Source organism: Haloarcula sp. JP-Z28 (assembly GCF_011440255.1).
Taxonomy (GTDB): Archaea; Halobacteriota; Halobacteria; order Halobacteriales; family Haloarculaceae; genus Haloarcula; species Haloarcula marismortui.
In genome coordinates this window covers 1-26,363 of sequence record NZ_JAAOHT010000061.1, presented here as the reverse complement: position 1 = coordinate 26,363, position 26,363 = coordinate 1, and the positions used below count along the sequence as shown (strand labels likewise).

At 63.4% G+C, this 26,363-nt stretch carries 29 protein-coding genes; 19 read left to right on the top strand and 10 right to left on the bottom strand.

Features of this window, described 5'->3' with window-relative positions; all coding sequences use genetic code 11:
- Nucleotides 1–320: 320 nt before the first annotated feature.
- Entirely contained in the window at nucleotides 321–902 is a 582-nt protein-coding gene (locus tag G9463_RS18125) for a halocyanin domain-containing protein (protein WP_121303291.1), read from the bottom strand.
- Between the two features lie 270 nt (nucleotides 903–1,172).
- Between G9463_RS18125 and G9463_RS18120 the strand changes: the two genes are divergently transcribed.
- Together G9463_RS18120 and G9463_RS18115 are read left to right on the top strand one after the other, a co-directional pair.
- On the top strand, nucleotides 1,173–1,694 hold the full coding sequence (locus G9463_RS18120) for a cytochrome c maturation protein CcmE (protein ID WP_004956961.1): 522 nt from the start codon (nucleotides 1,173–1,175) through the stop codon (nucleotides 1,692–1,694).
- 17 nt (nucleotides 1,695–1,711) lie between these two features.
- On the top strand, nucleotides 1,712–3,241 hold the full coding sequence (locus G9463_RS18115) for a sulfite oxidase (RefSeq protein ID WP_165897451.1): 1,530 nt from the start codon (nucleotides 1,712–1,714) through the stop codon (nucleotides 3,239–3,241).
- 38 nt (nucleotides 3,242–3,279) lie between these two features.
- Here G9463_RS18115 and G9463_RS23810 read toward each other — a convergent pair whose 3' ends face one another.
- Together G9463_RS23810 and G9463_RS18110 are read right to left on the bottom strand one after the other, a co-directional pair.
- Nucleotides 3,280–3,402 carry a hypothetical protein gene (locus tag G9463_RS23810; protein WP_004956957.1) on the bottom strand — a complete coding sequence of 41 codons (123 nt, stop codon included), beginning with the start codon at nucleotides 3,400–3,402 and terminating at the stop codon, nucleotides 3,280–3,282.
- A gap of 2 nt (nucleotides 3,403–3,404) precedes the next feature.
- On the bottom strand, nucleotides 3,405–4,169 hold the full coding sequence (locus G9463_RS18110; protein WP_004956955.1) for a cytochrome c biogenesis protein: 765 nt from the start codon (nucleotides 4,167–4,169) through the stop codon (nucleotides 3,405–3,407).
- Nucleotides 4,170–4,314: 145 nt separating this feature from the next.
- Between G9463_RS18110 and G9463_RS18105 the strand changes: the two genes are divergently transcribed.
- From G9463_RS18105 to ccsA, 3 genes are read left to right on the top strand one after another with little or no spacing between them, the layout of a single operon-like run.
- Nucleotides 4,315–5,739, top strand: coding sequence for a cytochrome c peroxidase (locus tag G9463_RS18105; protein ID WP_165897450.1), 1,425 nt, complete (start codon nucleotides 4,315–4,317; stop codon nucleotides 5,737–5,739).
- Nucleotides 5,740–5,788: 49 nt separating this feature from the next.
- The gene (locus G9463_RS18100; RefSeq protein WP_004956950.1) at nucleotides 5,789–6,253 is read left to right on the top strand and encodes a thioredoxin family protein; all 465 of its coding nucleotides are present in this window, start codon (nucleotides 5,789–5,791) and stop codon (nucleotides 6,251–6,253) included.
- The gene (gene ccsA, locus G9463_RS18095; RefSeq protein WP_165897449.1) at nucleotides 6,250–8,616 is read left to right on the top strand and encodes a cytochrome c biogenesis protein CcsA; all 2,367 of its coding nucleotides are present in this window, start codon (nucleotides 6,250–6,252) and stop codon (nucleotides 8,614–8,616) included. The genes G9463_RS18100 and ccsA overlap by 4 nt, the downstream gene beginning before the upstream one ends.
- 12 nt (nucleotides 8,617–8,628) lie before the next feature.
- Here the strand turns inward: ccsA and G9463_RS18090 are convergent, their stop codons facing one another.
- Entirely contained in the window at nucleotides 8,629–9,306 is a 678-nt protein-coding gene (locus tag G9463_RS18090) for a heme exporter protein CcmB (protein ID WP_004956946.1), read from the bottom strand.
- Nucleotides 9,303–10,001, bottom strand: coding sequence for a heme ABC exporter ATP-binding protein CcmA (gene ccmA / locus G9463_RS18085; protein WP_165897448.1), 699 nt, complete (start codon nucleotides 9,999–10,001; stop codon nucleotides 9,303–9,305). Before ccmA ends, G9463_RS18090 begins: the two co-directional genes overlap by 4 nt.
- Before the next feature lie 53 nt (nucleotides 10,002–10,054).
- Here ccmA and G9463_RS18080 point away from each other — a divergent pair, with 53 nt between their 5' ends.
- Nucleotides 10,055–10,729, top strand: a complete 675-nt coding sequence (locus tag G9463_RS18080) for a cytochrome c biogenesis CcdA family protein (RefSeq protein ID WP_165897447.1) — start codon at nucleotides 10,055–10,057, stop codon at nucleotides 10,727–10,729.
- Between the two features lie 29 nt (nucleotides 10,730–10,758).
- Here the strand turns inward: G9463_RS18080 and G9463_RS18075 are convergent, their stop codons facing one another.
- On the bottom strand, nucleotides 10,759–11,403 hold the full coding sequence (locus G9463_RS18075; protein WP_370457951.1) for a hypothetical protein: 645 nt from the start codon (nucleotides 11,401–11,403) through the stop codon (nucleotides 10,759–10,761).
- Between the two features lie 94 nt (nucleotides 11,404–11,497).
- Here G9463_RS18075 and G9463_RS18070 point away from each other — a divergent pair, with 94 nt between their 5' ends.
- The 5 genes from G9463_RS18070 (at nucleotide 11,498) to G9463_RS18050 (ending at nucleotide 16,274) form a co-directional block, all read left to right on the top strand.
- Nucleotides 11,498–12,523 (top strand): hypothetical protein, encoded by a 1,026-nt coding sequence (locus G9463_RS18070; RefSeq protein ID WP_165897446.1) that lies wholly within the window; start codon nucleotides 11,498–11,500, stop codon nucleotides 12,521–12,523.
- 174 nt (nucleotides 12,524–12,697) lie between these two features.
- The gene (locus G9463_RS18065) at nucleotides 12,698–13,012 is read left to right on the top strand and encodes an Htur_1727 family rSAM-partnered candidate RiPP (protein WP_007187748.1); all 315 of its coding nucleotides are present in this window, start codon (nucleotides 12,698–12,700) and stop codon (nucleotides 13,010–13,012) included.
- Nucleotides 13,009–14,244 carry a TIGR04347 family pseudo-SAM/SPASM protein gene (locus G9463_RS18060; RefSeq protein WP_007187747.1) on the top strand — a complete coding sequence of 412 codons (1,236 nt, stop codon included), beginning with the start codon at nucleotides 13,009–13,011 and terminating at the stop codon, nucleotides 14,242–14,244. The genes G9463_RS18065 and G9463_RS18060 overlap by 4 nt, the downstream gene beginning before the upstream one ends.
- 249 nt (nucleotides 14,245–14,493) lie before the next feature.
- Nucleotides 14,494–15,180, top strand: a complete 687-nt coding sequence (locus G9463_RS18055) for a PHP domain-containing protein (protein ID WP_165897445.1) — start codon at nucleotides 14,494–14,496, stop codon at nucleotides 15,178–15,180.
- Nucleotides 15,180–16,274 (top strand): asparagine synthase C-terminal domain-containing protein, encoded by a 1,095-nt coding sequence (locus G9463_RS18050; protein ID WP_165897444.1) that lies wholly within the window; start codon nucleotides 15,180–15,182, stop codon nucleotides 16,272–16,274. The genes G9463_RS18055 and G9463_RS18050 overlap by 1 nt, the downstream gene beginning before the upstream one ends.
- 7 nt (nucleotides 16,275–16,281) lie before the next feature.
- Here the strand turns inward: G9463_RS18050 and G9463_RS18045 are convergent, their stop codons facing one another.
- Nucleotides 16,282–16,758 (bottom strand): NUDIX hydrolase, encoded by a 477-nt coding sequence (locus G9463_RS18045; protein ID WP_165897443.1) that lies wholly within the window; start codon nucleotides 16,756–16,758, stop codon nucleotides 16,282–16,284.
- A gap of 43 nt (nucleotides 16,759–16,801) precedes the next feature.
- Complete coding sequence (locus tag G9463_RS18040) at nucleotides 16,802–17,776, bottom strand: transcription initiation factor IIB family protein (protein WP_004591831.1); 975 nt, start codon at nucleotides 17,774–17,776, stop codon at nucleotides 16,802–16,804.
- 225 nt (nucleotides 17,777–18,001) lie between these two features.
- Between G9463_RS18040 and gatC the strand changes: the two genes are divergently transcribed.
- The 4 genes from gatC to G9463_RS18020 all read left to right on the top strand — a co-directional run bounded on the left by gatC (nucleotide 18,002) and on the right by G9463_RS18020 (nucleotide 21,019).
- Entirely contained in the window at nucleotides 18,002–18,280 is a 279-nt protein-coding gene (gene gatC, locus G9463_RS18035; RefSeq protein WP_004956920.1) for an Asp-tRNA(Asn)/Glu-tRNA(Gln) amidotransferase subunit GatC, read from the top strand.
- On the top strand, nucleotides 18,281–19,558 hold the full coding sequence (gene gatA / locus G9463_RS18030; RefSeq protein ID WP_007187744.1) for an Asp-tRNA(Asn)/Glu-tRNA(Gln) amidotransferase subunit GatA: 1,278 nt from the start codon (nucleotides 18,281–18,283) through the stop codon (nucleotides 19,556–19,558).
- Between the two features lie 91 nt (nucleotides 19,559–19,649).
- Complete coding sequence (locus G9463_RS18025) at nucleotides 19,650–20,795, top strand: M48 family metallopeptidase (RefSeq protein WP_165897442.1); 1,146 nt, start codon at nucleotides 19,650–19,652, stop codon at nucleotides 20,793–20,795.
- Between the two features lie 41 nt (nucleotides 20,796–20,836).
- Nucleotides 20,837–21,019, top strand: a complete 183-nt coding sequence (locus tag G9463_RS18020; RefSeq protein WP_004956911.1) for a hypothetical protein — start codon at nucleotides 20,837–20,839, stop codon at nucleotides 21,017–21,019.
- Nucleotides 21,020–21,051: 32 nt separating this feature from the next.
- On the opposite strand, the gene G9463_RS18015 is transcribed toward G9463_RS18020, so the two are convergent.
- Nucleotides 21,052–22,155: a glycosyltransferase family 4 protein gene (locus tag G9463_RS18015; protein WP_004956905.1), complete on the bottom strand. Its 1,104-nt coding sequence runs from the start codon at nucleotides 22,153–22,155 to the stop codon at nucleotides 21,052–21,054.
- Here G9463_RS18015 and G9463_RS18010 point away from each other — a divergent pair.
- On the top strand, nucleotides 22,141–23,598 hold the full coding sequence (locus G9463_RS18010) for an MFS transporter (RefSeq protein WP_370457949.1): 1,458 nt from the start codon (nucleotides 22,141–22,143) through the stop codon (nucleotides 23,596–23,598). The two genes, G9463_RS18015 and G9463_RS18010, sit on opposite strands and share 15 nt — an antisense overlap.
- 23 nt (nucleotides 23,599–23,621) lie before the next feature.
- Here G9463_RS18010 and G9463_RS18005 read toward each other — a convergent pair whose 3' ends face one another.
- Nucleotides 23,622–24,671, bottom strand: coding sequence for a glycosyltransferase family 4 protein (locus tag G9463_RS18005; protein ID WP_165897440.1), 1,050 nt, complete (start codon nucleotides 24,669–24,671; stop codon nucleotides 23,622–23,624).
- 168 nt (nucleotides 24,672–24,839) lie between these two features.
- Between G9463_RS18005 and G9463_RS18000 the strand changes: the two genes are divergently transcribed.
- Genes G9463_RS18000 through G9463_RS17990 form a run of 3 tightly spaced genes read left to right on the top strand, consistent with a single transcriptional unit; the run spans nucleotide 24,840 to nucleotide 26,306 of the window.
- Nucleotides 24,840–25,127: a ribonuclease P protein component 4 gene (locus G9463_RS18000; RefSeq protein ID WP_004956898.1), complete on the top strand. Its 288-nt coding sequence runs from the start codon at nucleotides 24,840–24,842 to the stop codon at nucleotides 25,125–25,127.
- A 52-nt stretch (nucleotides 25,128–25,179) separates the two neighbouring features.
- Nucleotides 25,180–25,428, top strand: a complete 249-nt coding sequence (locus G9463_RS17995; protein WP_165897439.1) for a YhbY family RNA-binding protein — start codon at nucleotides 25,180–25,182, stop codon at nucleotides 25,426–25,428.
- Nucleotides 25,428–26,306, top strand: coding sequence for a mechanosensitive ion channel family protein (locus G9463_RS17990; RefSeq protein ID WP_004956892.1), 879 nt, complete (start codon nucleotides 25,428–25,430; stop codon nucleotides 26,304–26,306). Before G9463_RS17995 ends, G9463_RS17990 begins: the two co-directional genes overlap by 1 nt.
- Nucleotides 26,307–26,363 lie beyond the last annotated feature (57 nt).

The window sequence follows — 26,363 nt, the reverse complement described above, 5'->3', positions numbered from 1 at the left end:
GGACACCGACATCTTCAAACAGCTGATGGACTACGCCGGCTACGAAGCGTAAGACGGCGACCCCGCGTGTCGATTCGCGTCGAAGCGGCTTTTATTAGACATCCCAGCCCCACAGGTGGAACTAGGTCACACTGGTCCGGTGTAGTGTGGCTGAGTGAGCGTTTGTGTTCCGGCCGCGCCGGAAATCATCGGAATGTGGCTCCTGTCCTGAGTTGGGAGCGAATGTTCGCAAGACACGGGCACCATCGCTCCGTCGGTGGGATGCTACGTTCGAAAAAAGTCGAACAGGTCTGTAGTTCAGCCCGACAGCCGATATGGCGTTACCGGACGATGACGCTGCCTTTCATCCCGAGTGCCTTGTGGGGCGTACAGTAGTAGTTGTACACGCCGGTTTCCTCGAAGGTGTACTCGAACTTGACGCCTGTTCCACTAGCTGAGGACCCGGAATTGAACGTCTCGTCTTCCGCTACGACGTTGTGTGCGGCCCCCTTGCCGGTCCACTCCCATTGCACCGTTGTCCCGGTCGAAACCTCGATTGCGGCCGGGGCGTACGCGAAGTTCCCGTTGTTCCCCGATGCGCCGACATCCACCGTGACGGAGTCTTGATCGGTCGCGTCGGCCACACTGCCGTCGAAGTTACTCGTGTCGCTGAGATACGATGACACTGACGATGGGACGTCCCCGCTCCCAGACGCCGCAGCCTCCGTTTCCGTAGCGGTCGCCGTCTCCGTTGGCGCGGCCGTCTCCGTACTGGCATCCGCCTCGGTTTCGGCGCTCGGTGACTGCTCGCCCCCACTTGAGGTTGTCCCAGGTGCGGCACACCCAGCGATAGATGCTCCTGCAACCACTGTGCCGATACTCGCGATGAACCGACGTCTGTCAAGATCGTCTGTCTCAGTCATAGGTATCGAATTGCGTTCCGCCCGACGCGTCACGCGACCATGTTGGTCATGAGGAAGTGAATATGTTCGGGGCGATAATAGCCGCGTGTGTTCCCAGGAGCTGGGAACGGTCTGGGCTACTGAAACCGTTCGTATGCCTACGCATGAACAAGGGTGCGTACGCGTTCGGTAGTTACAAACTCCTGTAGCCATCATGGACTCACACGAGTACACGAACTGCGCTGTGACCGAACGGTCTGACCGTGACGCCACACTATCGCACGATCATCTATGCAAACGAAGACACGACTACTCGTCGGCGGTGTGTTAATTCCGGTACTGTTCGGGGCGATGGCCGTCACCACGATGGGTGGTGCTGCCGAGTTTACGACGCCAACGAAGATAACGGACACCAACGAATACAACGGAGACAGAGTAAACCTCGAAGGAATCGTCATCGATATCGAACAGACAAACGATCAACTGTCTTTTAATGTCACTGACGAGAACGAGTCGGTTCCTGTCGTCTATGACGGCCCGATGCCGGAAACGATGTCCGTCGGGCGGACAGTCGTTGCGAAGGGGTACTACAACGGAAGCGTAGTCGAGGCTGAGTCGCTGTCCATTCGCGCACACGAAGGTGAACACCCAGCAGGTCATAACAACTCAACGGAGTACGACGCCACGAAATACGAGTCGATGAACGGTACCCACGCGAACGTCACGGGCCACGAGAACGTGACGGCATACGGCAACGTGTCAAGCGATAACGGGACAAACAGCGAGCAAGTAGTCGCGGCACGGCCGGTATAATAACCACGTTATGATCCATGAGTGAGACGTCTGAGATTTTTCAGGGGCGGTCCCGCCGTGCAATCACTGTCTTCACCAGCGGGGTCTCGGTTGTGGGGACCTCGTTCGCACTGTACGGGACGTCTCGGGAGTTCGTCATCATCGCGGCGAGCCGAACCGCGCTGGACATCCTCCCGAGCTCAGTAGTCGCCTCGATCATCTGGAACTTCGGCGACCTGTCGTTTTCGCTTGCTCTCCTCGTGTTCGGAATCGCACTGGCCGGGGTCACTGGTGCGGTCAGCTACGCTGGCTTTCGGACAGGTGAGCGGCTTGTCGAAGGGGCTCCGAACATCGGTGGCATGGTGCTATCGCTGCTTGCCGTCTGGGTGTTCGTCGCCGCTACTGTCTGGGCACCGCTGCCCGCCATCGTACCTGCCGCCGCCGGGACAATCGGGACCGGGCTGGTGATTGCACGCTCGACCGACAACAGCAACGGGCAGCCGGCGACCCCTGATGACAGACGTGCGTTCGTAAAGACCCTCGCCGGACTCGGGGCTTACAACGTCGTCGCGCACGCTGTCGGATTCGTGCAGGGTAGCGGGTCCCAGACAGAGGACCTCTCGACATCGTCATCAGAACGTGAAGACGAGTCTAACCCGGTTGAACAGCGCCTCGCCACGGCCGCCGACCGGTCGTTCGATGTCGAGGGGATGACCGGCCTGGTCGACACGACGGATTCGTTTTTCACCGTCGATATCAACCCCCGTCCGCCGACTGTCGAGGCGGATAGCTGGACGCTCTCAGTCACCGGCAACGTCGAGACGGAGCGAGAGTTTACATACGAAGACCTCAGACAGCGAGAAACGATCACCCGGTTCAAAACGCTCCGCTGTCTGGGCGACCCGGTCGACGGCGAGCAGATCGGGACCGCCCTCTGGACGGGCTGTTCGCTCATGGACCTCCTCTCCGAAGCCGGCGCGAACGGAAGCCACGTCGTCTTCCGCGCGGCCGACGATTACTACTACTCGATGCCGATGTCGATGCTTTCGGACGCGATGCTGGCCTACGGGATGAACGAGAGCCAACTCCCGCGCCAGCACGGGTTCCCGGTCCGCGCGCTGCTCCCTAACCGGTGGGGCAAACTCAACGTGAAGTGGCTCGACGAGATCGAGGTCGTCGACCAGTCGGAGAGCGGCTACTGGGAAGAACGAGGCTGGAACGGGATGGGAACAGTCAATACGGTCGTCAAAATCAGCACGAGTAACCGTCTTTCCGACGGGCGGGTCCAGCTCGGTGGACACGCCTATGCCGGAACAGATGGAATACGGGCAGTGCTTGTCTCACTCGATGGTGGCGAAACGTGGGACACGGCGACGCTATCGGACCAACTACCGGACCCGGACACTTGGCGGCAATGGAAGTACGAATGGCAGCCCGAACGCTCCAGCTACACTGTCATTGCGAAAGCAATCGACGGGACCGGAGCGGAGCAGACACGCGTGCGCTCAAGTCCGTTCCCGGACGGCGCGACCGGCTGGAGTCGGCTCGATTTGAGCGTCCAGTTGTAAAAACTGGCTCGGCCTGGTCAACCGGGACGGGAGCTGCGTTACTGATCGACGAGTTCCGAAATCTGTTCTTCGAGCGCCGTGACTTGGTTACGGAGATAGCCGACGTACATGATGAGTGCCAGAAAGACCGCGCTGTAGCCGACCAGAAGGAGGGGTTCCATCTTCAATCACCCCCCTGGCTCGGCCCCATCGCGTGGTCGTCGAGCGTCCGGTCGCGGCGGGCGTAGTTGACCCGACGTTTGAGTTCGCGTAGCTGTACCCGGGACCCGACGAGGTAGAGATAGACGAGCAGGAGTGCCGCGATGGAAAGGAGTAACGCCGGGACTGTAATCGTCGCGTCCGCGTCCGGATTCCCGGTCGTCGGTCGATGGAACGTGGGCGTCCAGAGCCGCGTGGACAGATACGAGAGCGGCACAGTCACGAACCCGACGATGCCGTACACCGACGTAATGCGCTTGAGAGAGGCAGAATCCCCGCCGGCGGAGTAGATGAGCAGGTAGCCCGCGTAGATGAACCAGATGACGAGGAACGTGACCAGACGGATGTCAGTCCACTCCCACCAGCTGTTCCAGATAACTTTCCCCCAGACGCTCCCGGTCACCAGCGTCAGCGTGACCATCAGGAACCCGACTTCGCCCGACGAATGGGCGAGGAACTCCCAGAACGGCGTCTCGGTCGCCAGATAGAGGGCACACCCGAGGAATGTCACTGTGAGCGCAACCGCTGCGGCCGTCGCCAGACCGATATGCCAGTACGCAATCAGGTTGATCTGATTGCTGACGCCGTACATCGAATCTGACGCCATGCCGAAGATGCTCCCCAGCGATGCAACCCCAGCGAGAAGGGTCAAGTACTTGATACTGCTAGACTGAAACAACGCGCGGAGATACGGAATCCCGCGGGTTTCGAGCCGTGACAATACGTTCATACGCTCAGTTCTTGAGGCCACACAAAAAACTGTTGTGCGGATTCTCAATCAACCACAGACCGGGAACCGATAGACTGCGCTTGTCTGCTTTAAGTATCCCCTCCCTGAATATTTACCGCTCCATTTTAAGAGGGCTAGGGAACATATGCGGTATATGTCGCGACAGCCGTTGGCTCGCGCCGTCTTCGTCGTTGGCATGTCGCTACTGTTGATTGGCGGACCTATTGTAAGCACCGTCGGTGCTGTGGATGGGGGGCCGTCAGGTGAAGCAGTGAGCGACACGCTTGACGAGACAGCGCAACAGACCGCACAGACGAGTAATCAGAGTAGCAACGAGACGTCCGATTTACCCGTCGAACCACCAACCAGTCAGCCGCTGCCGTCCTATGAGCAAGTCCGGAAGCCAAATGACACAGAGGCAAAGATCGAACTCGGCAAGAAACTGTTCTTCGATCCGCGCCTCTCTGACACCGGCTCTATCTCCTGTAACACCTGCCACAACGTGATGGAAGGTGGCGACGGCAGCCGAACTGTCGGTCGCGGTGTCCACGGCCAGACCGGGCCGCGCAACTCGCCGACGGTGTGGAACGCCGTGTTCATGAGCACTCAGTTCTGGGACGGCCGCGCCGACACGCTTGAAGCGCAGGCAAAAGGTCCCATCACCGCAGGCGTCGAGATGGGGATGCCGACCTCCGAGGCGGCGATGGAGAAGATACGTAACAACGAGGGCTACGTTGAGCTGTACGAAGATGTCTACGGCGGTGAGGACCCGGTCACGCTCAACAACACCGTCGACGCAATCGCTGCCTACGAGCGGACGCTCATCACGCCGAACAGCTCGTACGACCGGTACGTCAGAGGTGACGAGGACGCCCTGACCGAACGGCAGCTCAACGGGATGGAGACGTTCAAAGAGCTGGGCTGTCAGGGCTGTCACTCCGGGCCCGCGTTCAACGGCCCGCAGTGGCAGATGGAGAACGGAAACGGATACTACCAGAAGCTAGGCGTCTACCAGGGTTCGAACCCGCAGTGTGACCAGTACATCGACCGATACAACCTGTACGCTGACTCCGGGCGCGCCGGAGTGACCGGTGACAGCAGTGACGAGCATATGTTCAAGGTTCCGACGCTCCGGAACGTCGAGCACACAGCGCCGTACTTCCACAACGGTCAGGTTCGGACGCTAGAGAACGCGACGAAGGTGATGGCGTCCTGTCAGGTCGGCCAGAATATCTCCGACCAGCAGGCCGAGAACGTCACCGCGTTCATGACCAGCCTCACCGGACAGTACCCCGAGCAGCAAATGCCGCGTATCCCGTCCCGGAGTGGCGGCGAGCCGATGCTCCCCGAAGATGCGGGCGACGCATCTGCGCCGGACACTGACGACGCTGCTTCGGTCGGAACGCCCGCAGAGACGGCTGCAGCACAGCAGACAGCGGAACCACAGCAGGCAGGGGTCAGCGGCGGTAGCAGCGACGGGAGTTCCCCGACCAGTGCCGCCGCGTTCATGATGGCCGCGGCGTTACTCATCGCGCTCCTTGCTGTGGCGTACGCCCAGCGCAAGCGGTAACAGGAATCGACAGCCTTTCTGGCATCACATATTTTGACACAGTCACCAAATGAACGCTCGTAAAACGATCACCATCGCGTTCTTCCTCGTAGTCCTTGGGGTAGGCTACTATTCGATGAACGCTGCACCGGTGGTCCGAGACGACGCACACACGTACCAGGGCGGTTTAGAGTGGGAAACCGACCCCGGTACTGCGCTCGATGCGGCCCAGTCACAGGACAAGCCGGTTCTGGTCTACTACTGGGCGACGTGGTGTACGTACTGCGAGCGGTATGACAAGAACCACTACCGGAACGAGACTATCCGTGCTGCGATGGATGACTACGTCCTGCTCGCAATAAACATCGACGACCCGGGGAACGGGACAGCGCTGGTTCGCCAGCACCAAGCGACGTATCCGCCACAGCACCGGATTATGACGCCAAACGGCGACACTGTCGAGAGCGTTGAGGGGTACATCGGGCGGGACGAACTGCTTGCAACGCTTGAGAAGGGGTCCGAGGAGGCAACATGACAACAGTCGTATTCGGGCTAGCAGTCGGGACCTGGCTGCTGGCAATCGGCCTGTTCGGAAGCGTGCTTGCCACGGCGCTACTCGGCTACGAGTACGTGACCGGCGACGAGTCGTTCCTTCGCGTCAGCCAGGCTGCCGCGGGCGTCGCGACGGGGTCGTTCGTCATCGCACTGCTATACCTGACTTCGCAGTTTCTCAGTGGGGATTACACCAACGCGTATGTCTGGGACAACACTGCAAATTACCTCCCGACGCTGTACAAAGTCACAGGAGTGTACGCGTCCAACGCGGGATCGATACTGCTGTGGGCGATGCTCACGGCTGTTGTCGTCACGACGACCTTGCTTCTGGGCCGGTACAGCACACGCGGCGCACGTCTCTCGCAATCCCTTGGGATGGGCGTTGTCACCGTGTTCGCCTGGATGCTAGTCAACGAGAGCCCGTTTACTCCCCTGTCGGCAGAGTACCCGTCGGTCGCGGCTAACGGGATTCCACAGGACGGCAGCGGGCTGAACCCGCTACTGGTCGACCCGTTCATGGCAATCCACCCGCCGATAACGTTCTCGGCGTACGCGCTCATGGTGGTTCCCTTCACCGTTGGCGTGACCCACTTCGTCGCCAAACTCCGGGGGACGGAGAGCATGTTCGACGACTGGCTGGGCAGCATGACGCGCTGGCTCCGGGGGTCGTGGCTCCTGCTGACCGCCGCGATCACGCTTGGCGGCATCTGGGCGTATCGGGTCCTCGGCTGGGGTGGCTTCTGGTCGTGGGACCCAGTCGAAACGTCAGTGCTCATCCCGTGGCTCGGACTGACCGCCGTGTTGCATACGCTCAACCAGTACCGGCGCTCCGGCCGGTACGCAGTGCTCGCGCCAGCCGCCACGGCGGCGTTGCTCCCGCTTGTCATCTACGCGACGACCGTGGTCCGGAGCGGTGTCTTCCGGAGCGTCCACTCGTTCGCTGGCGGGGGCATCGGGAGCGGCGTCCTGTTCCTCCTCGGAACGACGAGCACGCTAGCGGTCGGTCCCGCGTTCGTCCACTGGTTCCGGACTGCGGGAAGCGACGCAGAGGAGGCGGGACTGCTCGACCGTGCGACCATCTACCACGGCGCTGTGCTCGGGTTCGTCCTGCTTGCGTTCGTCTCGCTCTGGGGCCTGACGTTCCCCGTGGTTCGCAGCCTCGCTTCAGGCGTCGAGGTCAGCGTGGACGCGCGATACTACAACCTCTGGAGCTTCCCGGTCGTCGTCGGGATGCTCCTGGCTGGTGGGATGTACGCACAGCAAGAGCGCTTCAGTACGCGAGCGACAGTCGGGACCGCCGCCGCAGTGCTCGTCACCGCCCTCGTTGTCGGCGTCGCGCTGGCACGACCTGAGTGGCAGTTGGCGTCGACTGAGCCGTTCGACCCGGTGTATTACCGCGCCATCGGGAGCCTCAGTGTGGTCACCGTGCTTCCGCCGGCCGTGTACTTCGCAGGCGCGTGGGTCGTCCGCTACGCGGGCCGTCTCCGCCGACTGACCGGACGGCAGGCGAAACTAAACGAGACCGGCATCACCCTCATTCACGTCGGCGCGGCGCTGCTCATCGTCTCCGTCTCCTTCGTCTATGTCTTCTCGACGACAGCGTCCGTCGGTATCGTGGGCGCGACAGAACTGGACGATACCGGCGAGCGAATCGTCCGCGACGTCGAGGGGTCGCCGTACACGGTCGAGGTAACCAACTACTCGCCGGAGAACACGCCGACGATGACCGAGGCGGCGATGACGCCGGCCGAAGCCGGCTCCGTTGACCCCTCGTCATCGGTGATTCTCGTAAAAGGAGAGGTGACCGCAGTGCAACGCTTCGAGGACACGACCATCGCACAGCTCAACGGGTCCCGCGTGTGGGTCGGTGCCGACAGCGGGACGGTGCAGTTCGAAGAGGGGTCGGTGATCGTCGCCCGCGGGACACTCTCTGACCCTCGTTCCGAGAACATCGACGCGCTCGTCTACACCAACGGGGAAAACGTCGGACCGGCGTCGGCCCCGCCGACAGACGTGTACTCGCCGCGGGTCGTCGACCATCGGTTCGACGTTCAACTGTACCGGGGCGACACGCTGGTCGCCGATGGCACTGTCGCTGAACAGTCGTATCGCGGTCGCGATATGCAGACGAACGACCCGCTCATCGAACGTGGCATCACCGGCGACACGTACGTTGTGGGGACTCGAACCGCGGGCGGGCTCTCGATCGAAATCAGTCGCTACCCGCTTGCCAACCAGATCTGGTTCGGCGTCGCAGTGATGCTCGTCGGCATGGGGCTGGTCTTCCTGTTCGATCCAGCGTCGGGTGCCGCCGGTGGCCGTCGCTCCGGAAATCGCGATTGAGTCGAAGCGCGGTCAGGCCTCGATGACGAACTCGAAGCTCACCCACCCGGTGACGATGACGGTCCCGTCGTACACGAGGAGGATTCGGAACCACTCCGACAGCCAGAATGGCCCACCAGCGAGGCTCGTGAGTTCGATCCCTGCGAGGATAACCGGGACGACGAGCGGGACGAGCAACACCGGCAGGAGTGATTCGTTGACCTGTGAGTTTAACGTCAGCGCGGTCAACAACACTCCGGCGGCGCTGAATCCGATTGCGGCGAGTGGGAACACGAGCGCCAGTTGGACGAGCAAGGCGGGTTCGAACGGCGTGCCGAGAAACACCGTTACAGCGACGAGTGTTACCCACCCGATTGCAGTCACGAACACTGCCGAACTACAGACCTTGCCGAGGTAAATCGCGGACCGGTCGACAGGTGCGAGCATCAGCCCCTCGATTGCGGCGTTGTCGTCCTCGACGGCGATGCCGCGGGAGAGGGCGAGCGTCGTGGCGAAGACAAGTGCGATCCACAGGCCACCGCGGGCGATGACCGCTTGCTCGTCCACGCGGCGGACAAACACAAACGAGAAGATAACGACTATCAGCAGCGCCAGCACTGCCGCGCCGTTGGCCCGGCGCTTACCGCGTGCTTCGAGCAGCAGGTCTTTCGCCGCGATAGCTCGGACGACGCGCAGATACTGCCGAATCATGATTGTCGAGGTGCGTTCACGTACTGTTGTTTGATCGCGTCCGGCCCGGGACACTGGGCCGTGTCGATATCCCGGACGAGCTGTCCGCCGTCGAGCACGAGCACCCGGTCGGCGTAGCGGAACCCGCGGTCCACGTCGTGTGTCGCAAAGACGACTGTCGTCTCCTCCAGTTCGCGTAGCTGCTCCGTCACCCGCAGCAGTGACTCCTCGTCGAGCCCGGTGAACGGCTCGTCAAGCAACAACAGCGCGGGGTCATGTAGCGTCGCCCGGGCGAGTGCGAGCCGCTTTGCCATGCCGTGGGAGAACTCGCTTACGGGGTCGGTCCCTCTATCGGTGAGCCCGACAGCGTCCAGTTGGGCCTCACATCGGTTCGGGTCAACCCCATGTAACCGGGCGTGCAGGCGAAGGTTCTCAAGGGCAGTCAGCTGTTCATACAGATACGTCTCGTGGGCGACGAACCCGAGTTCCCCGCGCTGTGTCGGCCGGTCGCGGGAGAACTCGGTGCCTTGCAGGGAAATCGTCCCTTCGCTCGGCCGGGTCAGCGTCGCCAGAAGTCTGAGTAACGTGGTCTTGCCTGACCCGTTGTGACCGAACAGAAGCACCGTCTCGCCGCGGCTCACGTCGATAGTAATCCCCTCAACACCGACCTTTGGGCCGAAATACTTTGAGACTGTAGACAGCGAGAGGAAGGCCATCACCGGAGACACGGACAGCAGATGTTTTTACCTTTTGTAATGCAAGTACGGGTATGGCAGCGGTTTCGCTTCTCGCGTCGTTTGCCGCCGGTGCCGTGACTGTCTTTACGCCGTGTTGCCTCCCGGTGCTTCCGCCGCTCCTGTCGGGGAGCGTGGGCCATCGGCTGAAACCGCTCACGATTGTCGCCGGGAGCATCGTCTCGTTTACGCTCGTCGGCCTGCTCACGGGCTATCTGGGAACGCTCACGTCCGACTCGCTTCGGGCGCCCGCGTTCCTCGTCATCATCGCCTTCGGCGCGGTCATGGCCGATGACGACCTCCACGAAGCGTACGCGGCGACCGCGTCGAAAATCTCGGGACGGGTCGACGGTATCAGCGTCCTCTCGAGTGCGGCCCACCCGCTCGCCGCCGGGTTCACGCTCGGACTCGTTATCGGGATCCTCTGGTTGCCGTGCGTCGGCCCGGTTCTGGGTGCCGTGTTGGCGTATGCGGGAACGACTGGCGATGTCTCACAGAGTGGTCTCCTGCTGTTCAGTTACGGTGCCGGATTCGGCCTCCCGATGCTCGGTGTCGCCTACGGGAGTAAGGTCGCCGGCGGACGGGTCAGAGACGTACTCCCGGGCGTCGAACAGACGGAAACGGTCCGTCGTCTCGCCGGGTATCTCTTGCTACTGAGTGGTGTCGCGCTGCTGTTCCAGCTAGACCGCGTCTTGCTCTCGAATATCTGACGCGGCAACAGCGTGGTGTCGCTGGTGTGCTATGTGGCCATTGCAGCAACACGGAGCATCAGGAACAGCATCATCACCTGCAGTGCCCCTTGGACGGTGAGCAGCGTCGCGGTACGAGCGCCGAGGGAAACAACGCGCTCGGGGTCGGGGTTCGCGCTCTGGAGTTCGCGATACGTGAGAACGTCTGTCGGCAGCACGCCGAGCAGTGCGATGCCCGCGATAGCGACTGCGACACCGAGCACGGTCCGGATCAGCGTGGTCATCGGCCACACGATCTCGTAGGTCAGCGCCATCGTGACGCCGGCGGCAATCGTCACGACTGCCAAGGTGGGCAACAGGACAATCGTCGCCGGCACGAGTCGACCCACGATCGCGTAGGCCGCTGTCGTATCACGCTCCCGTAACAGCGGCGCAACGATGAATCCATACATGAGCACGAGCGCCGTCCACGCGGTCCCAACCCAGACGTGGACGGTGCGTAACGTCGCGATTGTGCCAGTCAGGGACGCGTACCCGAACCCGACAGCAACGCAGGCTGCCAGTCCTGCACCGACGACCCCCGCGACGGTCGGTGTGCCTCGGTCGGCGACGGTATCGGGACGGTCCGGCATCGGTCTGTAGTACGTCCCGTCGATGAAAAACAAGTCGGTCGACACGCGCGGTGGTTGGCTCACGCCGTCGTCCCGCCAGCGTCCGGCGGTGAGGATGCTGGGATTGCACAACGCTCATAGGTTCGGTCGAAAAACATCCGAACAAGGCTCCCAAATCGTGAATCGAAACCAGACGCGCCGGAAAACGCTCGCATTGCTCGGGTCCGCGCTTTCGATTCCTGTCGCCGGCTGTTCGTCCGGCGGCCTGTTCGGCGGCGAAACGACAACCCCCCCTGACACCGCGACACCGACGCCCGAGCGGACAGTGCAACGAGTGCCGACGGAGTACCAGTTCCGGCGCTGGCTCCCCCCGCTGTGGACGCTCCCGTATTCGACCCCTCAGAAGGTCGGCTATCAGACCGTGAGCGTCTCCGACCTGCGGTTCGCTCGGCTTGATGCGTCAGCCGGGAACGAACTCATCGCTGACGCGGCAAGCGATGCGCGGACGGAGAACAGCGTTCCGATGGCGATGACGTACCGGACCGAGGCGCTCGAAGTCGCCGTCATCGCCCGTGGGCCGACAGCGTCCCTGCTCGAATCGTTCGAAGCACAGGGCATGACGAAGGACTCGACCGTCGACGGCTACCAGGTGTATCACCAGACCGACGAGCAGGGCGAGCGCCAGCTCACGTACATCGGCGGCAACGAATGGAGTGTCTACGTCCGGTTCAGCGGCGAGCAAGACGATGACCTCACCTCGGCGCTCCTCGATACTAGAACGGGCAACGAGCCGTCGTGGACGGGAGCCAGCCCCGAGACTCGGCCCCTGTTTTATGACGCCTACGTCGCCGCTGACGCACAGGGCGTGCTGTTCCCGTCACCGAATCCGGGCAGCTTCGAGGGCGTTGCGGGCGACCTCTACGGTGCGCTTGCGAGTACCGTCTTTCCCAACAGCAGCGAGCAGTCGTACGATACCGCGCGGATGCAGGTCACGCTCTCGTTTGCCCCCGATGCGCCCGCGCAACCCGCTGCCGTCGAAGCCGTCTATCGAGGTGCCGCAGAGTCCGCCGAACGGGAGACGTTCCGCCTGTCGTACTGGCCGGTCTTCGACGACCCGACCGTCGAGCGAGCAGGCGAGAGCACGATACGTGTCCGACAGGACGTGGATACCCAGACGCTCCGTGACGCGCAGACCTCGGAGTGAGAAGCGGCTTGGCTGCAACAGTCTAATATCGCGCTGTGTTGGCACTGGTCACTGATATCGTTCGGATGGCGATAGCGACGTTTTCCGGTCGCTCCGAGACGCCACCGTTCGGGTAGTTCCCAGTAGCTGAGAACGCGCCAGTCCCGTTTTTCTTGGGGAGTCTAACAGGGGAGTATGGAAGAGTTCGACCACGAGGTAGACGCCCCGCGTGGCGCAACGAGTCGCGAGTGGGAGGTGTTCGTCCGCGAGGACACGGCGGACCCGCTCACTCACGTCGGCAGTGTCAGCGCGCCGTCCGTCGACATCGCCCGGGAGCAGGCCGCGTCGCTGTTCGCACGGACCGCCGTCACGCTGTGGTTGTGTCCCGCCGACAAGACCCGCCGCTACCAGACGGACGAGACGACGCTTGGGACGGGGAAGACGGGGGACGACGCTACCATGAGCGTCGACGAGATGGAATCGGAGACGCTCCGGGGTGAAAACCGATGATTTCGGTCTCGAAACTGCTCTGTGACCTCGACGCTGAGGGGGACGGGCTCCGATACGACGCGGCAAACGAGTCGACCAAACGCCAGATACGGGACAAAAAGCAGCGCCGACCCGTTGTCGTCTGGAACGTCACCAAGCAGTGCAACCTCTACTGTGACCACTGTTATGCCGCCGCCGACACGGAAATCGCCGATGGCGAGCTTTCGACCGCGGAAGGGAAGGCGCTGCTCGATGACCTCGCCGACTACGGCGCGCCGGTGGTGCTGTTCTCCGGCGGCGAGCCGCTCGTCCGGCAGGACCTCGAAGAACTGGTCGCCTACGCGAACGAGGTCGGCGTCCGACCGGTGCTTTCGACCAACGGGACACTCATCACCGAGGAACGCGCCCAGTCGCTGAAAGACGCCGGGCTGAAATACGCCGGCGTCTCCGTCGACGGCCTGCCGGAGCGAAACGACGACTTCCGCGGGGTTGACGGCGCGTTCGAGGGCGCAGTCCAGGGAATCGAGAACTGCCTCGACGCGGGCCTGAAGACGGGCCTCCGGTACACCATCACCGAGCGCAACGCCGCGGACCTAGAGGGCGTCGTTGACCTGCTAACCGACGTTGGCGTGGACCGTTTCTGCTTTTACCACCTAGATTACGGCGGCCGCGGAACTGAGATTGTCGACGCTGACCTCACGCCCGAGGCCCGCCGGGAGGCAGTGAAGCGAGTCTGTGACATGACCCGCGAGTACCACGACCGCGGCGAAGAAATCGAGACGCTACTGGTCGGGAACTACGCCGACGCGGCCTACCTCGTCGAGTACGCTCGCGAACACATGAGCGACGCGCAGGCAAAGCGGGTGTACGAGTACCTGCAGGTCAACGGCGGGGACCCGACCGGCGAACGCGTCGCCGACGTGGACTATCAGGGCAACGTCCACCTCACGCAGTTCTGGCAGGGGTACTCGCTGGGGAACGTTCGGGACCGCTCGTTCGGCGCTATCTGGGAGGACGAGTCGAACCCGCTGCTTTCGGCGCTTCGGAACCGCGAAGAGCATCTCACGGGGAAATGCGCCGACTGCCGCTACGCCGGGGTCTGCCGCGGGGCGTCCCGACTCCGGGCGCTCACCGTCGAAGACGACCTGTTCGCCCCGGACCCGCAGTGTTACCTGGAAGACACTGAGGTCCACGGGCCGGCGCCGTTTGACACCGGTGAGAACTCGCTGGCGAGCGGGAGTTCGGCCGACTGAGCCGCCAGCGTCCCACCCCATTTTAATCCCCGCCAAGCTGAGGGGCACGACTCATTCCTGCGTACCGGCAACTATCACATGCGACCGTCGATTGACGGTCGTATCGTCGGGAAACGCACGCTCAGTCTCGTGGGACAGATGGGCGTTCCTTCGGGCATTCGGCCGCCATGGACACGGCGGCCGGTTTGTTCTCTGTGAGCACTGGGGCGGACCGGGGCGTTTTTGCCCTGCCCCCCGTTATCGCCACCTGTGCAGTCGGTTGAGCTACACGCGCATTCGTCGCTGTCGTACGACGGCCGGGACCCGGTCGAGCTTCTCTTAGAGCAAGCCAGCGGCGTCGGTCTGGACGCGCTGGCCGTGACTGACCACGACGAAATCGACGCCAGCCTCCGGGCGGCCGAACTCGCCCCGGAGTACGGTCTCGTCGGGATTCCCGGGATGGAGGTCACGTGTGCCGCCGGACACGTCCTCGCTCTGGGGATTCAGGAGGCGATTCCGCCACACCTCCCGTTCGATGAGACGCTTGACCGCATCCGCGAGCAGGACGGGCTCGCAGTCGTTCCCCATCCGTTTCAGGAGTCCCGCCACGGAGTGTTAGAACACATCTCGAAAGACGAACTCGCGACTGCCGACGCCATCGAAGTGTACAACTCGCGGCTGCTGACCGGACGGTCGAATCGACAGGCCGAGCGGTTCGCGCGACGGCGGGGGCTGCCGATGACCGCCGGCAGCGACGCCCACATCGCGGAGATGGTCGGGCAGGCGGTCACCAACGTCGGCACGGACGAGCGGACAGTCGAAGCGATTCTCGACGCCATCCGTGAGGGCAAGACGACCGTCGAGGGCAAGCGGACGCCGTGGCGAATCAGCTTCCGGCAGGCCGCCGGCGGGGCGAAGCGACGGGTCAAGAACGGCATCGCGGAGCTCCTACAGTGATGCAGGGAGCCGATGCGGACACCGTCGCCGACGCCCTCGCAAGCGACGACGCGCTCCCGGGTGCTGGCGGCTTCGCGGGCGAACTTGATGGAACGCTCGTCCGCGACGTTCTCGGACGGTACCCGCTGTTCGTGGAGCGTGCCGTTTCTGACGAGGCGCGGCTTGACCCCGGACAGTGGAGCCACGACCCGACGGCGCTGGCCGACCCGCGGTCGTTCCCCGCCGGCCATATTCGAAACGAGAGCGGGACCCAACAGCGGTGGTCGCTCCCGTCGTTGGACCCGTTCGGAGACCGTGAAACAGCTATCGAGACGGTCCGTGAGACTGTCGAGACGAGCATTGACGCTGTCGACACTGACTCTCTCGCAATCGCCTTTTCTGGCGGCGTGGACTCGGCGCTGCTCGCGGCCCGACTCGACGCGCCGCTGTACGTCGCCGGGTTCCCGGACAGCCACGATATCGAGGCGGCGCGGTCGGCCGCCGACCTGCTGGGGACCGAGGTCCACGTGGTCGAACTCACCCACGACGCCATAGAGAGAGCTGTTCCCGAAATTGCCAGCGCCACCGCACGCACGAACGCGATGGACGTACAGATAGCGCTCCCGCTGTATCTCGCCGCCGAGCGGGTCGCCGCAGACGGTTTCGACCGACTGGCGCTCGGCCAGGGAGCTGACGAGCTGTTCGGCGGCTACGCGAAAGTCGCCAAGGCTCCAGAAGACCCTCGCGTCGAGGCCGACACCGTCCGCGGGGCTCAGCGGGAGGTCATCGCCTCGCTCCCCGACCAACTGGAGCGGGACGTGCTCGCCTTGCGGGCCGCCGGCGTCGAGCCGGTAACGCCGCTGTTACACGACCGCGTTATTGGTGCCGCGCTCCGACTGGACGGTGACTTGCTCGTCGACGGCGAGACGCGAAAGGTCGCGCTCCGGGCGGCGGCCCGGGAATCGCTCCCTGACGAGATTGCGGACCGGGATAAAAAGGCCGCCCAGTACGGCTCGCTTGCCGCCCGAGAACTCGACCGGCTGGCGCGACAGGCCGGCTACAAGCGTCGGATGGACGACCACGTCACCCAGTACGTCGAATCGCTCGTGGAGTGAGCCGCGGCTACGCCTCGCGGACGGATTCGATTGCTCGCTGGCCGACCTCGACGACATCTGCCGGGAGTTCCTCATTTCGGGCCTGTAACTCATCAGCAGAGAACCATTCCCAGTCGTCAGCTGGCTGTTCGCCCGGCCCCGGTGTGACGTCGCGGCTGTCCGTCCGGCCATAGAAGATGAAGTCGATGTGCTGGTGGCCGACATCGCCCTCTGCGTTGACGTTGATGTCCTCGAGCAGGAAATGCTGTGGCTGGGGCATCGACTGAACAGTCTCGCTCTCGATGTCCTGTTGTGGTGCGATGAGGTCCACATCGAGGCCCAATTCCTCGCGGGTCTCGCGCAGCGCGGCCTCGTGAGGGAGTTCGTCGCGGTCGATGTGGCCGCCAGCGGGCAGCCACATATCGAGCTTACTGTGCTCGTGGAGCGCGACGGAACCATCGCTAACAACGTAGACGGTGGCGACAAAATGCCGAGTGGTCTCCATACCGATGGAACGGCACAATCGGTGGTTTAGGTTACGATACCGATTAGGGGTGGATGTTGTCCTCTGCTTCCAGCAGTTCGTGGTAGCGGTTGCGGATGGTAACCTCGGAGATGTTGGCGACTTCGCTGACCTGACTCTGGGTCACCTTCTCATTGGTGAGCAGTGAAGCGGCGTACACCGCCGCAGCGGCGAGGCCGACCGGGGACTTTCCGGAGTGGACGCCCTCTTGCTTGGCGTTCTGGAGGAGCTGGCGGGCGCGCCGTTCGACCTCCTCGGAGAGGTCGAGGTCTGACGCGAACCGCGGGACGTAGCTCTCGGGGTCAGCCGGCTGGATTTCGAGGCTGAGTTCCCGGACGACGTAGCGGTAGGTCCGCGCGATCTCGTCTTTCTCGACGCGGGACACGCCTGCAATCTCGTCGAGCGACCGCGGCGTGCCGGCCTGGCGCGCGGCGGCGTACAGTGACGCCGTCGAGACGCCTTCGATGGAACGGCCGGGCAGCAGGTCCTCGTCCAGTGCGCGACGATAGATGACGCTAGCCGTCTCGCGGACGTTCTCTGGCAGTCCGAGCGCCGAAGCCATCCGGTCAATCTCACCGAGGGCCTGTTTGAGGTTGCGTTCTTTGGAGTCGCGGGTGCGGAACCGCTCGTTCCAGGTCCGCAGACGCTGCATCTTCTCGCGCTGGCGCGAGGACAGGGAGTTGCCGTAGGCGTCCTTGTCCTGCCAGCCGATGTTCGTCGAGAGGCCCTTGTCGTGCATCATGTTCGTCGTCGGCGCGCCGACGCGGGACTTCTCGTCTTTCTCTTTCGAATCGAACGCGCGCCACTCGGGACCGGGGTCGATCTCGTCTTCTTCGACGACTAGCCCACAGTCTTCACACACCGTTTCACCGCGCTCGCTGTCGGAGAGTAACGCACCGCTACACTCCGGACAGACGAGTGACTCCGACTCCTCTTCCTCCGTCTGCTCTGTCTCCGTCTCGCGCTCGTTCGAGTATCGGCGGATGCTGGTATCGGTCATTTGTTGGGGGGTGGGACAACCGGGTATCGTACCCGAAAAACGTGTTGTAACCAATTGTTGTATCTACGGCGACTTAAAAGTTTTGTCTGTTTCAGAAGTCCAATTTTCGGAACGGAAAACAAGAGTTGGCAAATCTTGTGTATTCCCTTCACTAATTGTTAATTGGTCTATAAGTCTGCCCGGTGTTTCGAAACGCTTACCGCGCATCCAGCACTCCGCCCCGACATGAGCGACCCCGCCGTCGATCCCGAGGAGGTCAAGCACGTCGCCGACCTCGCCCGTGTCGACCTCGCAGACGACGAGATCGAACGGTTCACTGAGCAATTTGCCGACATTCTCGACGCGTTCGAAGCGCTCGACGATGTCCCCGAGACGGAACGGGAGGCCGAACTTTCGAACGTGATGCGCCCCGACGAGACACGAGAGAGCCTCTCGCAAGAGGAGGCGCTCCAGAACGCCAGCGACACCGAAGAAGGGCAGTTCAAGGGGCCGAAGGTGTCGTAAATGACGGAGTACAACGGCTACGTCACCGACGAGACCATCGAGGGCGCGGATGACGGCCCGCTGGCGGGCAAGACCGTCGCGGTCAAGGACAACATCTCCACCGAGGGCGTCCGGACGACCTGTGGCTCGGCGATGCTTGAAGACTACGTGCCGCCGTACGACGCGACGGTCGTCGAGCGGCTGAAAGACGCCGGCGCGACCATCCCCGGCAAGACGAACATGGACGAGTTTGGGATGGGGACGACCACCGAAACGTCAGCGTTCGGGGCCGTCGAGAACCCCGCCGCTGAAGGCCGCGTGCCGGGCGGTTCCTCCGGCGGATCGGCTGCTGTCGTCGCCGCTGGCGACGCTGACCTCGCACTCGGAAGCGACACTGGCGGTTCTATCCGCTGCCCGGCCGCTTTCTGTGGCGTCGTCGGCATCAAGCCGACCTACGGGCTGGTTTCCCGGTACGGCCTCATCGCCTACGCTAACAGCCTCGAACAGATCGGTCCCATCGCGCCGTCTGTTGAGGGCGCTGCGGAACTGCTGGATGTCATCGCCGGGCCCGACGAACACGACGCGACGACGCAGGAAGCGCCCGAGGCCGACGGCTCCTACGCAGCGGCCGCCGACGGTGACGTCGACGGACTCTCTATCGGCGTTCCGACGGAACTGCTTGACGGGGCTGACGAAGCGGTCGTCGAGACGTTCTGGGACGCAATGGACGACCTCGAAGCCCAGGGCGCGAGCTACCACGAGGTCGACCTCCCGTCAGTGGAACACGCCGTCGAAGCGTACTACGTCATCGCCATGTCCGAGGCGTCCTCAAACCTCGCGCGGTTCGACGGCGTCCGCTACGGCCAATCGGGCGGCTACGACGGCAACTGGAACGAGTCCTTCGCGAACGCCCGCGAACAGGGCTTCGGTGAGGAGGTCAAGCGCCGGATTCTCCTCGGAACGTACGCCCTCTCAGCGGGCTACCACGACAAGTACTACAAGAAAGCACAGGACGCTCGCGCGTGGGTCAAACAGGACTTCGACGAGGCGCTTGACGATGCCGACGTGCTCGCCTCGCCGACGATGCCCGTCCCGCCGATGAAACGCGGCGAAAGCCTCGACGACCCGCTCACGATGTATCTGGCCGACGCCAACACGACGCCGGTGAACCTTGCAAACCTTCCGGCTATCTCCGTTCCCGCTGGCGAAACCGACGATGGACTGCCGGTCGGGCTCCAGTTGGTCGGGCCGGCGTTCGGTGAACGCGAAATTATCCGGGCCGGCAGCGCACTGGCATAAGCACGCGAGTAAGCAATCATCCGAGCCGATGGCCTGAGGCTGGGGCCGAACCCTCCGTACACTTTTTGTTCGTCATGACGAACAGACAATTATGGCTTCCCTCCTGTCCACTACGTGGTCCCTCCGCGCACGCCTCCTCGCGCTCGTAGTGGGACTTGTTGTGTTCGACGCCGTGGCTGTCGCCGTCGCGTACGTGCTGGGTCATGTCGCTTTTGGCCTCCTGCCGCTGGTCGGGTACGACACCGGGACGCTGTTCTGGACGATGGGGTTCGATATCGTGCCGCTGTGGCCCGTTATCCTCGTCGGGACGCCGCTCGTCCTCGCCGTCCAGTCCATCTACGGCTACCGGATGACGCTCCGGGGTGCTGGGACAACTGCAACTGAATCCAGAGCATCCGATCCCGAGTCCATCGATGAGATGCGGGCGGAGGTACGGCGCAGCGAAACCGCCGACCGTCTCCAAGGGCGAGTGGCTCGGTTAGCACAGACGGCAGACATGGCGACACCGGACGTGACGGTTATCGACGCCGAAGCGCCCAACAGCTACGTCGCCAGCCGGCCCGGCGAGCAGACGCTGTTCGTGACCACGGCGCTCGTCGACCAGCTCGACGACGCGGAACTCGACGCCGTCATCGCCCACGAACTGGCCCACCTCAAGAACGGCGACGCGTTCGTCATGACTGCGGCCGCGTTCCTCCCGACCGTCAGCGCGCTGTTTACTCGCACGCTCGGAAGGACACTGCAGTACTCGATGTTCTTTCACTGGTTCCTCGGCGGTGACGACCGGGATGGGACGTGGGTCGTCGGCGGGAACATTCACCTCGTGCTGTTGCTCTTTGCTGTCATTGCGATGCCGGTCACGGCCGCGCTGTATCTCGCCAGCACGGCCTGTTACCGGCTGTTGTCCAGAATCCGGGAGTACGCTGCAGACGCAGGCGGTGTCGCTATCTGTGGCTCCCCGGCGGCACTTGCCAGCGCGCTGGAGACACTGACAGACAGTCAGCGTCCGGACACAGACATCCGAACCGCCGAGACCGGCGTCCGAGAACTCTGTGTGGTTCCCCACGCCATTGCGCCCGACGAGCAAACCCCGACGGAAGGGCGGGCCGAACGGCTCGCTCGCCGCTGGCAGAGCGTCACCGAGCGGCTGCTGCCCGGGTCCCATCCAGATGTCGACGACCGCATCGATGCCCTGACGGAGCGACAGTCCACCCTCGACCAGCACGAGCAGCCGTGACGAATGGGTACAGTTTACTCGCCGGCGGCCCGAGAAGGTGTATGAGCGACGACGACGGGCGATTGAGCTGGCTCCACTGGCCGACGGTCCTGAAGGGGCTGGCCCTGGGCATCGGGGCCGGCCTGATACTGGCCGTGTCACTGGGGGATTTCTATCTCGGAATGCTGCTTGGAACGCTCAACGGGCTCGCGTTCGGTATCGGCTGGTCGCACTCGCGGGCCTGAGTTGCGTGACTCAGACGCTGCGTGGATGGCGGCTACAGCACGCTGTCGTACACGTCGGCCAGTTTGTCGATGGCGTGCTCGACGCTAATAATATCGCGCCGGGCGAGACAGCGCTCTCGAAGATGTTCCTGCTCGTCGAGGACGCGCTCGATAGCTCGACGGAAGCCGTCGATATCGCCTTCGTCGTAGGTGTAGCCGGTTTCGCCGTCCTCGATAGTGTCGCTGAGTGCGCCAGCGTCGACACCGGCGACGGGCGTCCCACAGCAGTTTGCCTCCAGCGCGACCAGACCCTGCGTCTCGACGGGGCTGGGGAACGCGAACACGTCGAGCGTCGAGTACAGTTCGGGGAGCTCCACGCGGTCTAAAAAGCCGAGAAAGCGCACGTCGGCGTCGCTGTGCTCGGCCGTCGCTTCGAGTGACTCGCGGGCCGGCCCGTCACCGGCGAACACGACGGTCACGTCCAGCCCCTCGCAGGCGGTGATGATGTCCTCCAAGCATTTCTCGTAGCCGTGGCGGCCGGTGTAGCCGACGATAGGACCGTCGGGGAGGTCATAGCGCTCCCGGAACGCAGTTGTGTCGACCGGTTCGAACGCGGTCGTGTCGACGCCGTTCGGAACGACGGTCACTGTCGTATCGAGGCCAATAGACTCCCGGAGATGGGTCGCTGCGCGCTCGCTTGGCGCGATAACGGTGTCGGCACGGCCCAGGAACCAGCGTTCGTAGCTCTCGGCGCTGGAGCGGACCGCTGACTCGACAGCGCCGTTGAACGAGACGTACTCGGCGTACTCGCTCGTGGGCGTGTGATACGACGCGACGAACGGGATGTCGAGTTTCCCTGCGAGTCGCTGGCCCGCCATCCCGAGGCTGAACGGCGTGTGGGCGTGGACCAGTTCGGCGTCCCGGACGCCCTTCGGTATCTGTGGCATCCCGAGTCGAAACCCCTCGTAGAACGGGAACGGAAGGCTCCGGACCGGATACTCGTTTTCGGATGAGTCGTGATCGCTTTTCGGGTAGACCACGTCCATGCGACCGCCGCGGTCGCGCCAGCGGTCCCGCCACGTCTCGACCGTGTAGGTCACCCCATTGACGGTCGGGAGGTACGTGTCGGTAAACGTCGCGACGTGCGGCAGTGCCATCGCCGCGGCGTAGCAGGACCAGGGCTTAAACCGTTGCCATTGGCAAGCCACACGTCAGACGACTGTCACCGGAGCACAGGCGCCAGAGCGCTTTTCAGGCACCGTGGTGGATTGTGGGTAATGGACCGGGACGGCTGGCTGTACGCCTGGGCACTCGCGTCGGTTGCGCTGGGCGGGGGCTCACTGCTTGTTCCGCTGTATTTCGTCGCCATCGGCGGCGAGACGTTCATGCTGGGCGTTCTCGCCGGGGTGGCCGCCGCCGCGGGTGCGCCGGGCGCACTCATCTTCGGACGCATCGCAGACAAAACGGGGAAGCGTCGGTCGCTCGTCCTCCTCGCACTGGGGCTGGCGACCCTTGCGCTGGTGCTTGTCTCGCTTACCGAGGAGCCGTGGCTTGTCATCGCCGGTAACGGCCTGCTATGGTTCGCAGCGGGCGCTGTCGCGCCGGTACTGACGCTGCTTGTCACCGCAGGGACCGTCGAACGGGACTGGCCGGCGCGGTTCGCTGTATTGAACCGCTATCAGGGCTGGGGCTGGGCCGGTGGGTTAGTCCTCGGGCTCGTGTGGACGGCGTTACTCTCTGGACCACTTGGAGAGATTGCCGCCCAGCAGTCGCTGCTGTGGCTGTGTGCGGCTGCCGTCGGCCTGTCGGCGTTTCTCGCAGCGAAGTGGCTTCCGCCCGACCCCACGGAACTCGACCGTCCGCGGGCCAGCCGGGTGGCGCGGGCTATCGCCCGGTCGCGTCGACTGCCGGTCCGGAGCGCAACGTTCCCGGTCGGTCAGGGCCGACTGTACTGGCTCACGCGGTCGCTACACCCCCGAGAGGTCGCGGCCCGGTTCTCCCCGTCGCTGACAATCTACTTTGGCGCTGTCATCGTCTTCTTCGTCGGTTTCGGCGTGTTCTGGGGACCGTTGCCGCTGTATCTCTCGCGGACGCTCGGCTACGAATCGGGACTCGTCTTCGCGCTGTATCTCGTCTCCAGCGTCGGCTCGGCGCTGTGGTACGACCGTGCTGGCGCACTCGCTGAACGCTACAGCCCGAGCGGGCTCCAAGTCGGGGGCCTGCTCGCCCGCGCGGCGCTCCATCCGGCTGTTGCCGCTGTGGGACTGCTCCTCCCGGCCACGCTCGTCGGCACAGCGGTCAACGGTGTCGTGTTCGCCCTCATCGGCGTCGCCTGGGCCGTCATCGCCGTCACCGCGGCCAGCGTCGTCACCCAGCTCGCACCGCCGGCGATCCGCGGCGAGGCGCTCGGGCTGTACACCGCTATTTCCGGGCTCGCGAGCGGTGTCGGGTCGATACTCGGCGGCTGGCTCGGTGGCTACGACTTCCTGCTCGCGTTCGGCGTCGCCGGCGCGCTGGTGCTGGTCGGCGCGGTGCTAGTCGCGGTCGTCTGGCGGCACTCATCAACGATATCTGTCAACAGCGAACCGCTCTCAGCGTAACAACTGTCCGCTTCGAACGACCCTCAGGCTAGCTCTTCGTACGTCTCGACAAGCCGCCGGCTGACCCGGTCTAAGCTGTGTTCTCTGGCCGTCTCTCTTGCGTTCTCACCAAGCCGCTCCCGCAGGTCGGGGTTCTCGGCGAGGCGCTCCAGCGCTTCGCGGAACTCGGCCTCGTCCGCGCAAATGAGACAGTCGTGACCGTCCTCGTAGTACTCCCGGAACACCGGAATGTCCGAGAGGACGACCGCCTTCCCGCAGGCCATCGCCTCTAGCACGGCGATGCCCTGATTCTCGGCCTTCGTCGGGAACAGGTACACGTCGCCGGCCCCGAAGGCACCACGAATGTCCTCGACCCACCCGGTAAAAGTCACGTTCTCAGGCGGGTTGTTCACCCACCGGGAGACGGTCTTTGAGGCCTGTGGCCCGGCGTCGTAGGGGCCAAACCACGCGAAGTCGTGCTCCGCCTCCTGGGCGAGTTCACAGAACGTCGTCAGCCCCTTGCGCTCAAAGACGTTTCCGACAGCGAAAACCACCATCCCATCCAGGTCGTAGCGCCGCCGGTAGTCCTCTCGCATATCCTCGTGGCCCGCCAGTGCGTCGATGTCGACGCCGTTTGTCATCGGCCGTATCGGCGCGTCGACTGGGTACGATTCGAGGATACCTTTCGTGTATTCAGAGGGACAGAGGACGAGGTCGGCCTGTGAGTAAAACCACCGGAGGTAGCGGCCCAGAACCGGCGCGATCAGATTCGACCCGCGGAAGCTATCCCGGAAATCCTCGCGGGTGACGTGAGCGTGGAGGACGAGCGGGATGTCTGCCTGCGCCGCGTACCGGGCCACGGCAACGGAGCCCGGCCCGATCATGTTGCAGTGGGCGATGTCAAACTCGCGGAACATCGGGTCGTTGAACGCGATATTGCCCCCCAGCGCCCATGCCGGGTGCCCCTCCTGCCAGGGCGTCGTCTCGACCTCAATGTCGGTCCCGGACAGCGCCGCTCGCTGGTGGTCTACGGCGGTGCCGATGCCCGACCGGTTGAGGCGGTCGGCCAGTTCGAGATAGTTCAGGACGCGCACGTCTCTGGGCTCTCTGGCCGGGCCGAAAATCCTATCGACTTTCCCTGTGAGAGGCAGTGCTTGCGTCCCACACAAAAGTTCAGAACAGCCAGAAAGTACCCAAAGCATAATATCGAAGCTGCTAGCTCGTTCGGAAGGCATTTTCCCGCCGCCGACCCAGTACCGCCAATGACGGACGAGGCGACCATCGCCCGCGAGCGTATCGAGCGCCTCCAGTCGCTCGCTCGCGAGGCCGTTCAGGCCGGTAACGAGGAGCGCGCCCGGTCGTACGTCCGACGCGCTCGGCGCGTCGCCGAACGCCACCGCCTGCGCCTGCCACGGTCGTTCGAGCGGTCGACGTGTGACGCCTGTGATACGTACCTCCTCCACGGACACAACGCCCGGTCTCGAACCCAGGCCGGCCACGTCGTCATCACGTGTGACTGTGGGTCACAGTCCCGCTATCCGTACGACTGAGGATTCTTTACGACTACTGGTTTTAAGAGGCTGTCCTCGCTAAACGGTGTACATGAGTGATTCTTCTCGACAGTCGCGGATACACGACCTTGACGCGACGCTTCGCGTCGGCAAACACGGCATCGAATCCGTCGCAGACGAACTCGACGACCAACTGGAGAACACAGACCTCGTGAAGGTGAAGTTCCTCCGGTCGTCCCGGGGCGGCACAACAGCCGAGGAACTCGCCGACGACCTTGCTAAGATGGTCAACGCCAGTGTGATTCAGGTGCGGGGCCACACCGCGGTGTTCGAGAAATGATGCAGGTCCAGCCACTCGCCGACCTGCTCGAAGGCTTTGGCGTGCCAGCCGCCGGCTCTATCGCCTCGGCGGTGGTTTTCGTCGTCGTCTTCGTCCTCGTCTACATCCTTGGGAAGGCGATTGTCCTGCCCATCGTCGACCGCTCGCTCAAGTCGCGCGACCTCGATACCCACGCTCGGCAACCGCTGAAGAAGGTCGTCAGCATCGGTATCGTGTTCGTCGCCATCTCCGTCGCCTTCGGGATGGCCGAATACGGGAACTTCCTGCAGTCGCTGGCGACCATCGCCGCGGCGGCGACGCTGGCCATCGGCTTCGCGATGCAGGACGTTATTTCGAACTTTGTCGCCGGCGTGTTCATCTACACTGACAAGCCGTTCCGGATCGGCGACTGGATAGAGTGGGACGGCAACTCCGGCGTCGTCGAGGACATTAGCCTTCGAGTCACCCGCGTCCGGACCTTCGACAACGAACTGCTGACCGTGCCGAACTCGAATCTAACCGATGGCGTTATTAAGAACCCTGTCGCCAAGGACCAGCTCCGCTTGAAGTTCGTGTTCGGCATCGACTACGACGACGACATCGACGAAGCGACTGAAATCATTCTCGACGAGGCCAGGGAACACCCAGAAATAATGGACGACCCTGAGCCATCCGTTCGCCTCGTTGAACTCGGTGATTCCTCTGTCGGACTGCAGTCCCGTATCTGGATCAAGAACCCGAGTCGGTCCGACTTCGTCAAGACGCGCGCCGAATACGTCAAGTCGGTCAAGCAACGCTTCGACGCCGAGGACATCAACATGCCGTACCCGAACCGGACCATCGGCGGCGGGCTGGAGATGACCGGGTTCGACGGCGTCGTGGAACCAGCCGACGACTGATCTGCCGCTGGCGCAACCTCGTCGTCAGGGACTGCAACACACCGACCTACACCGACG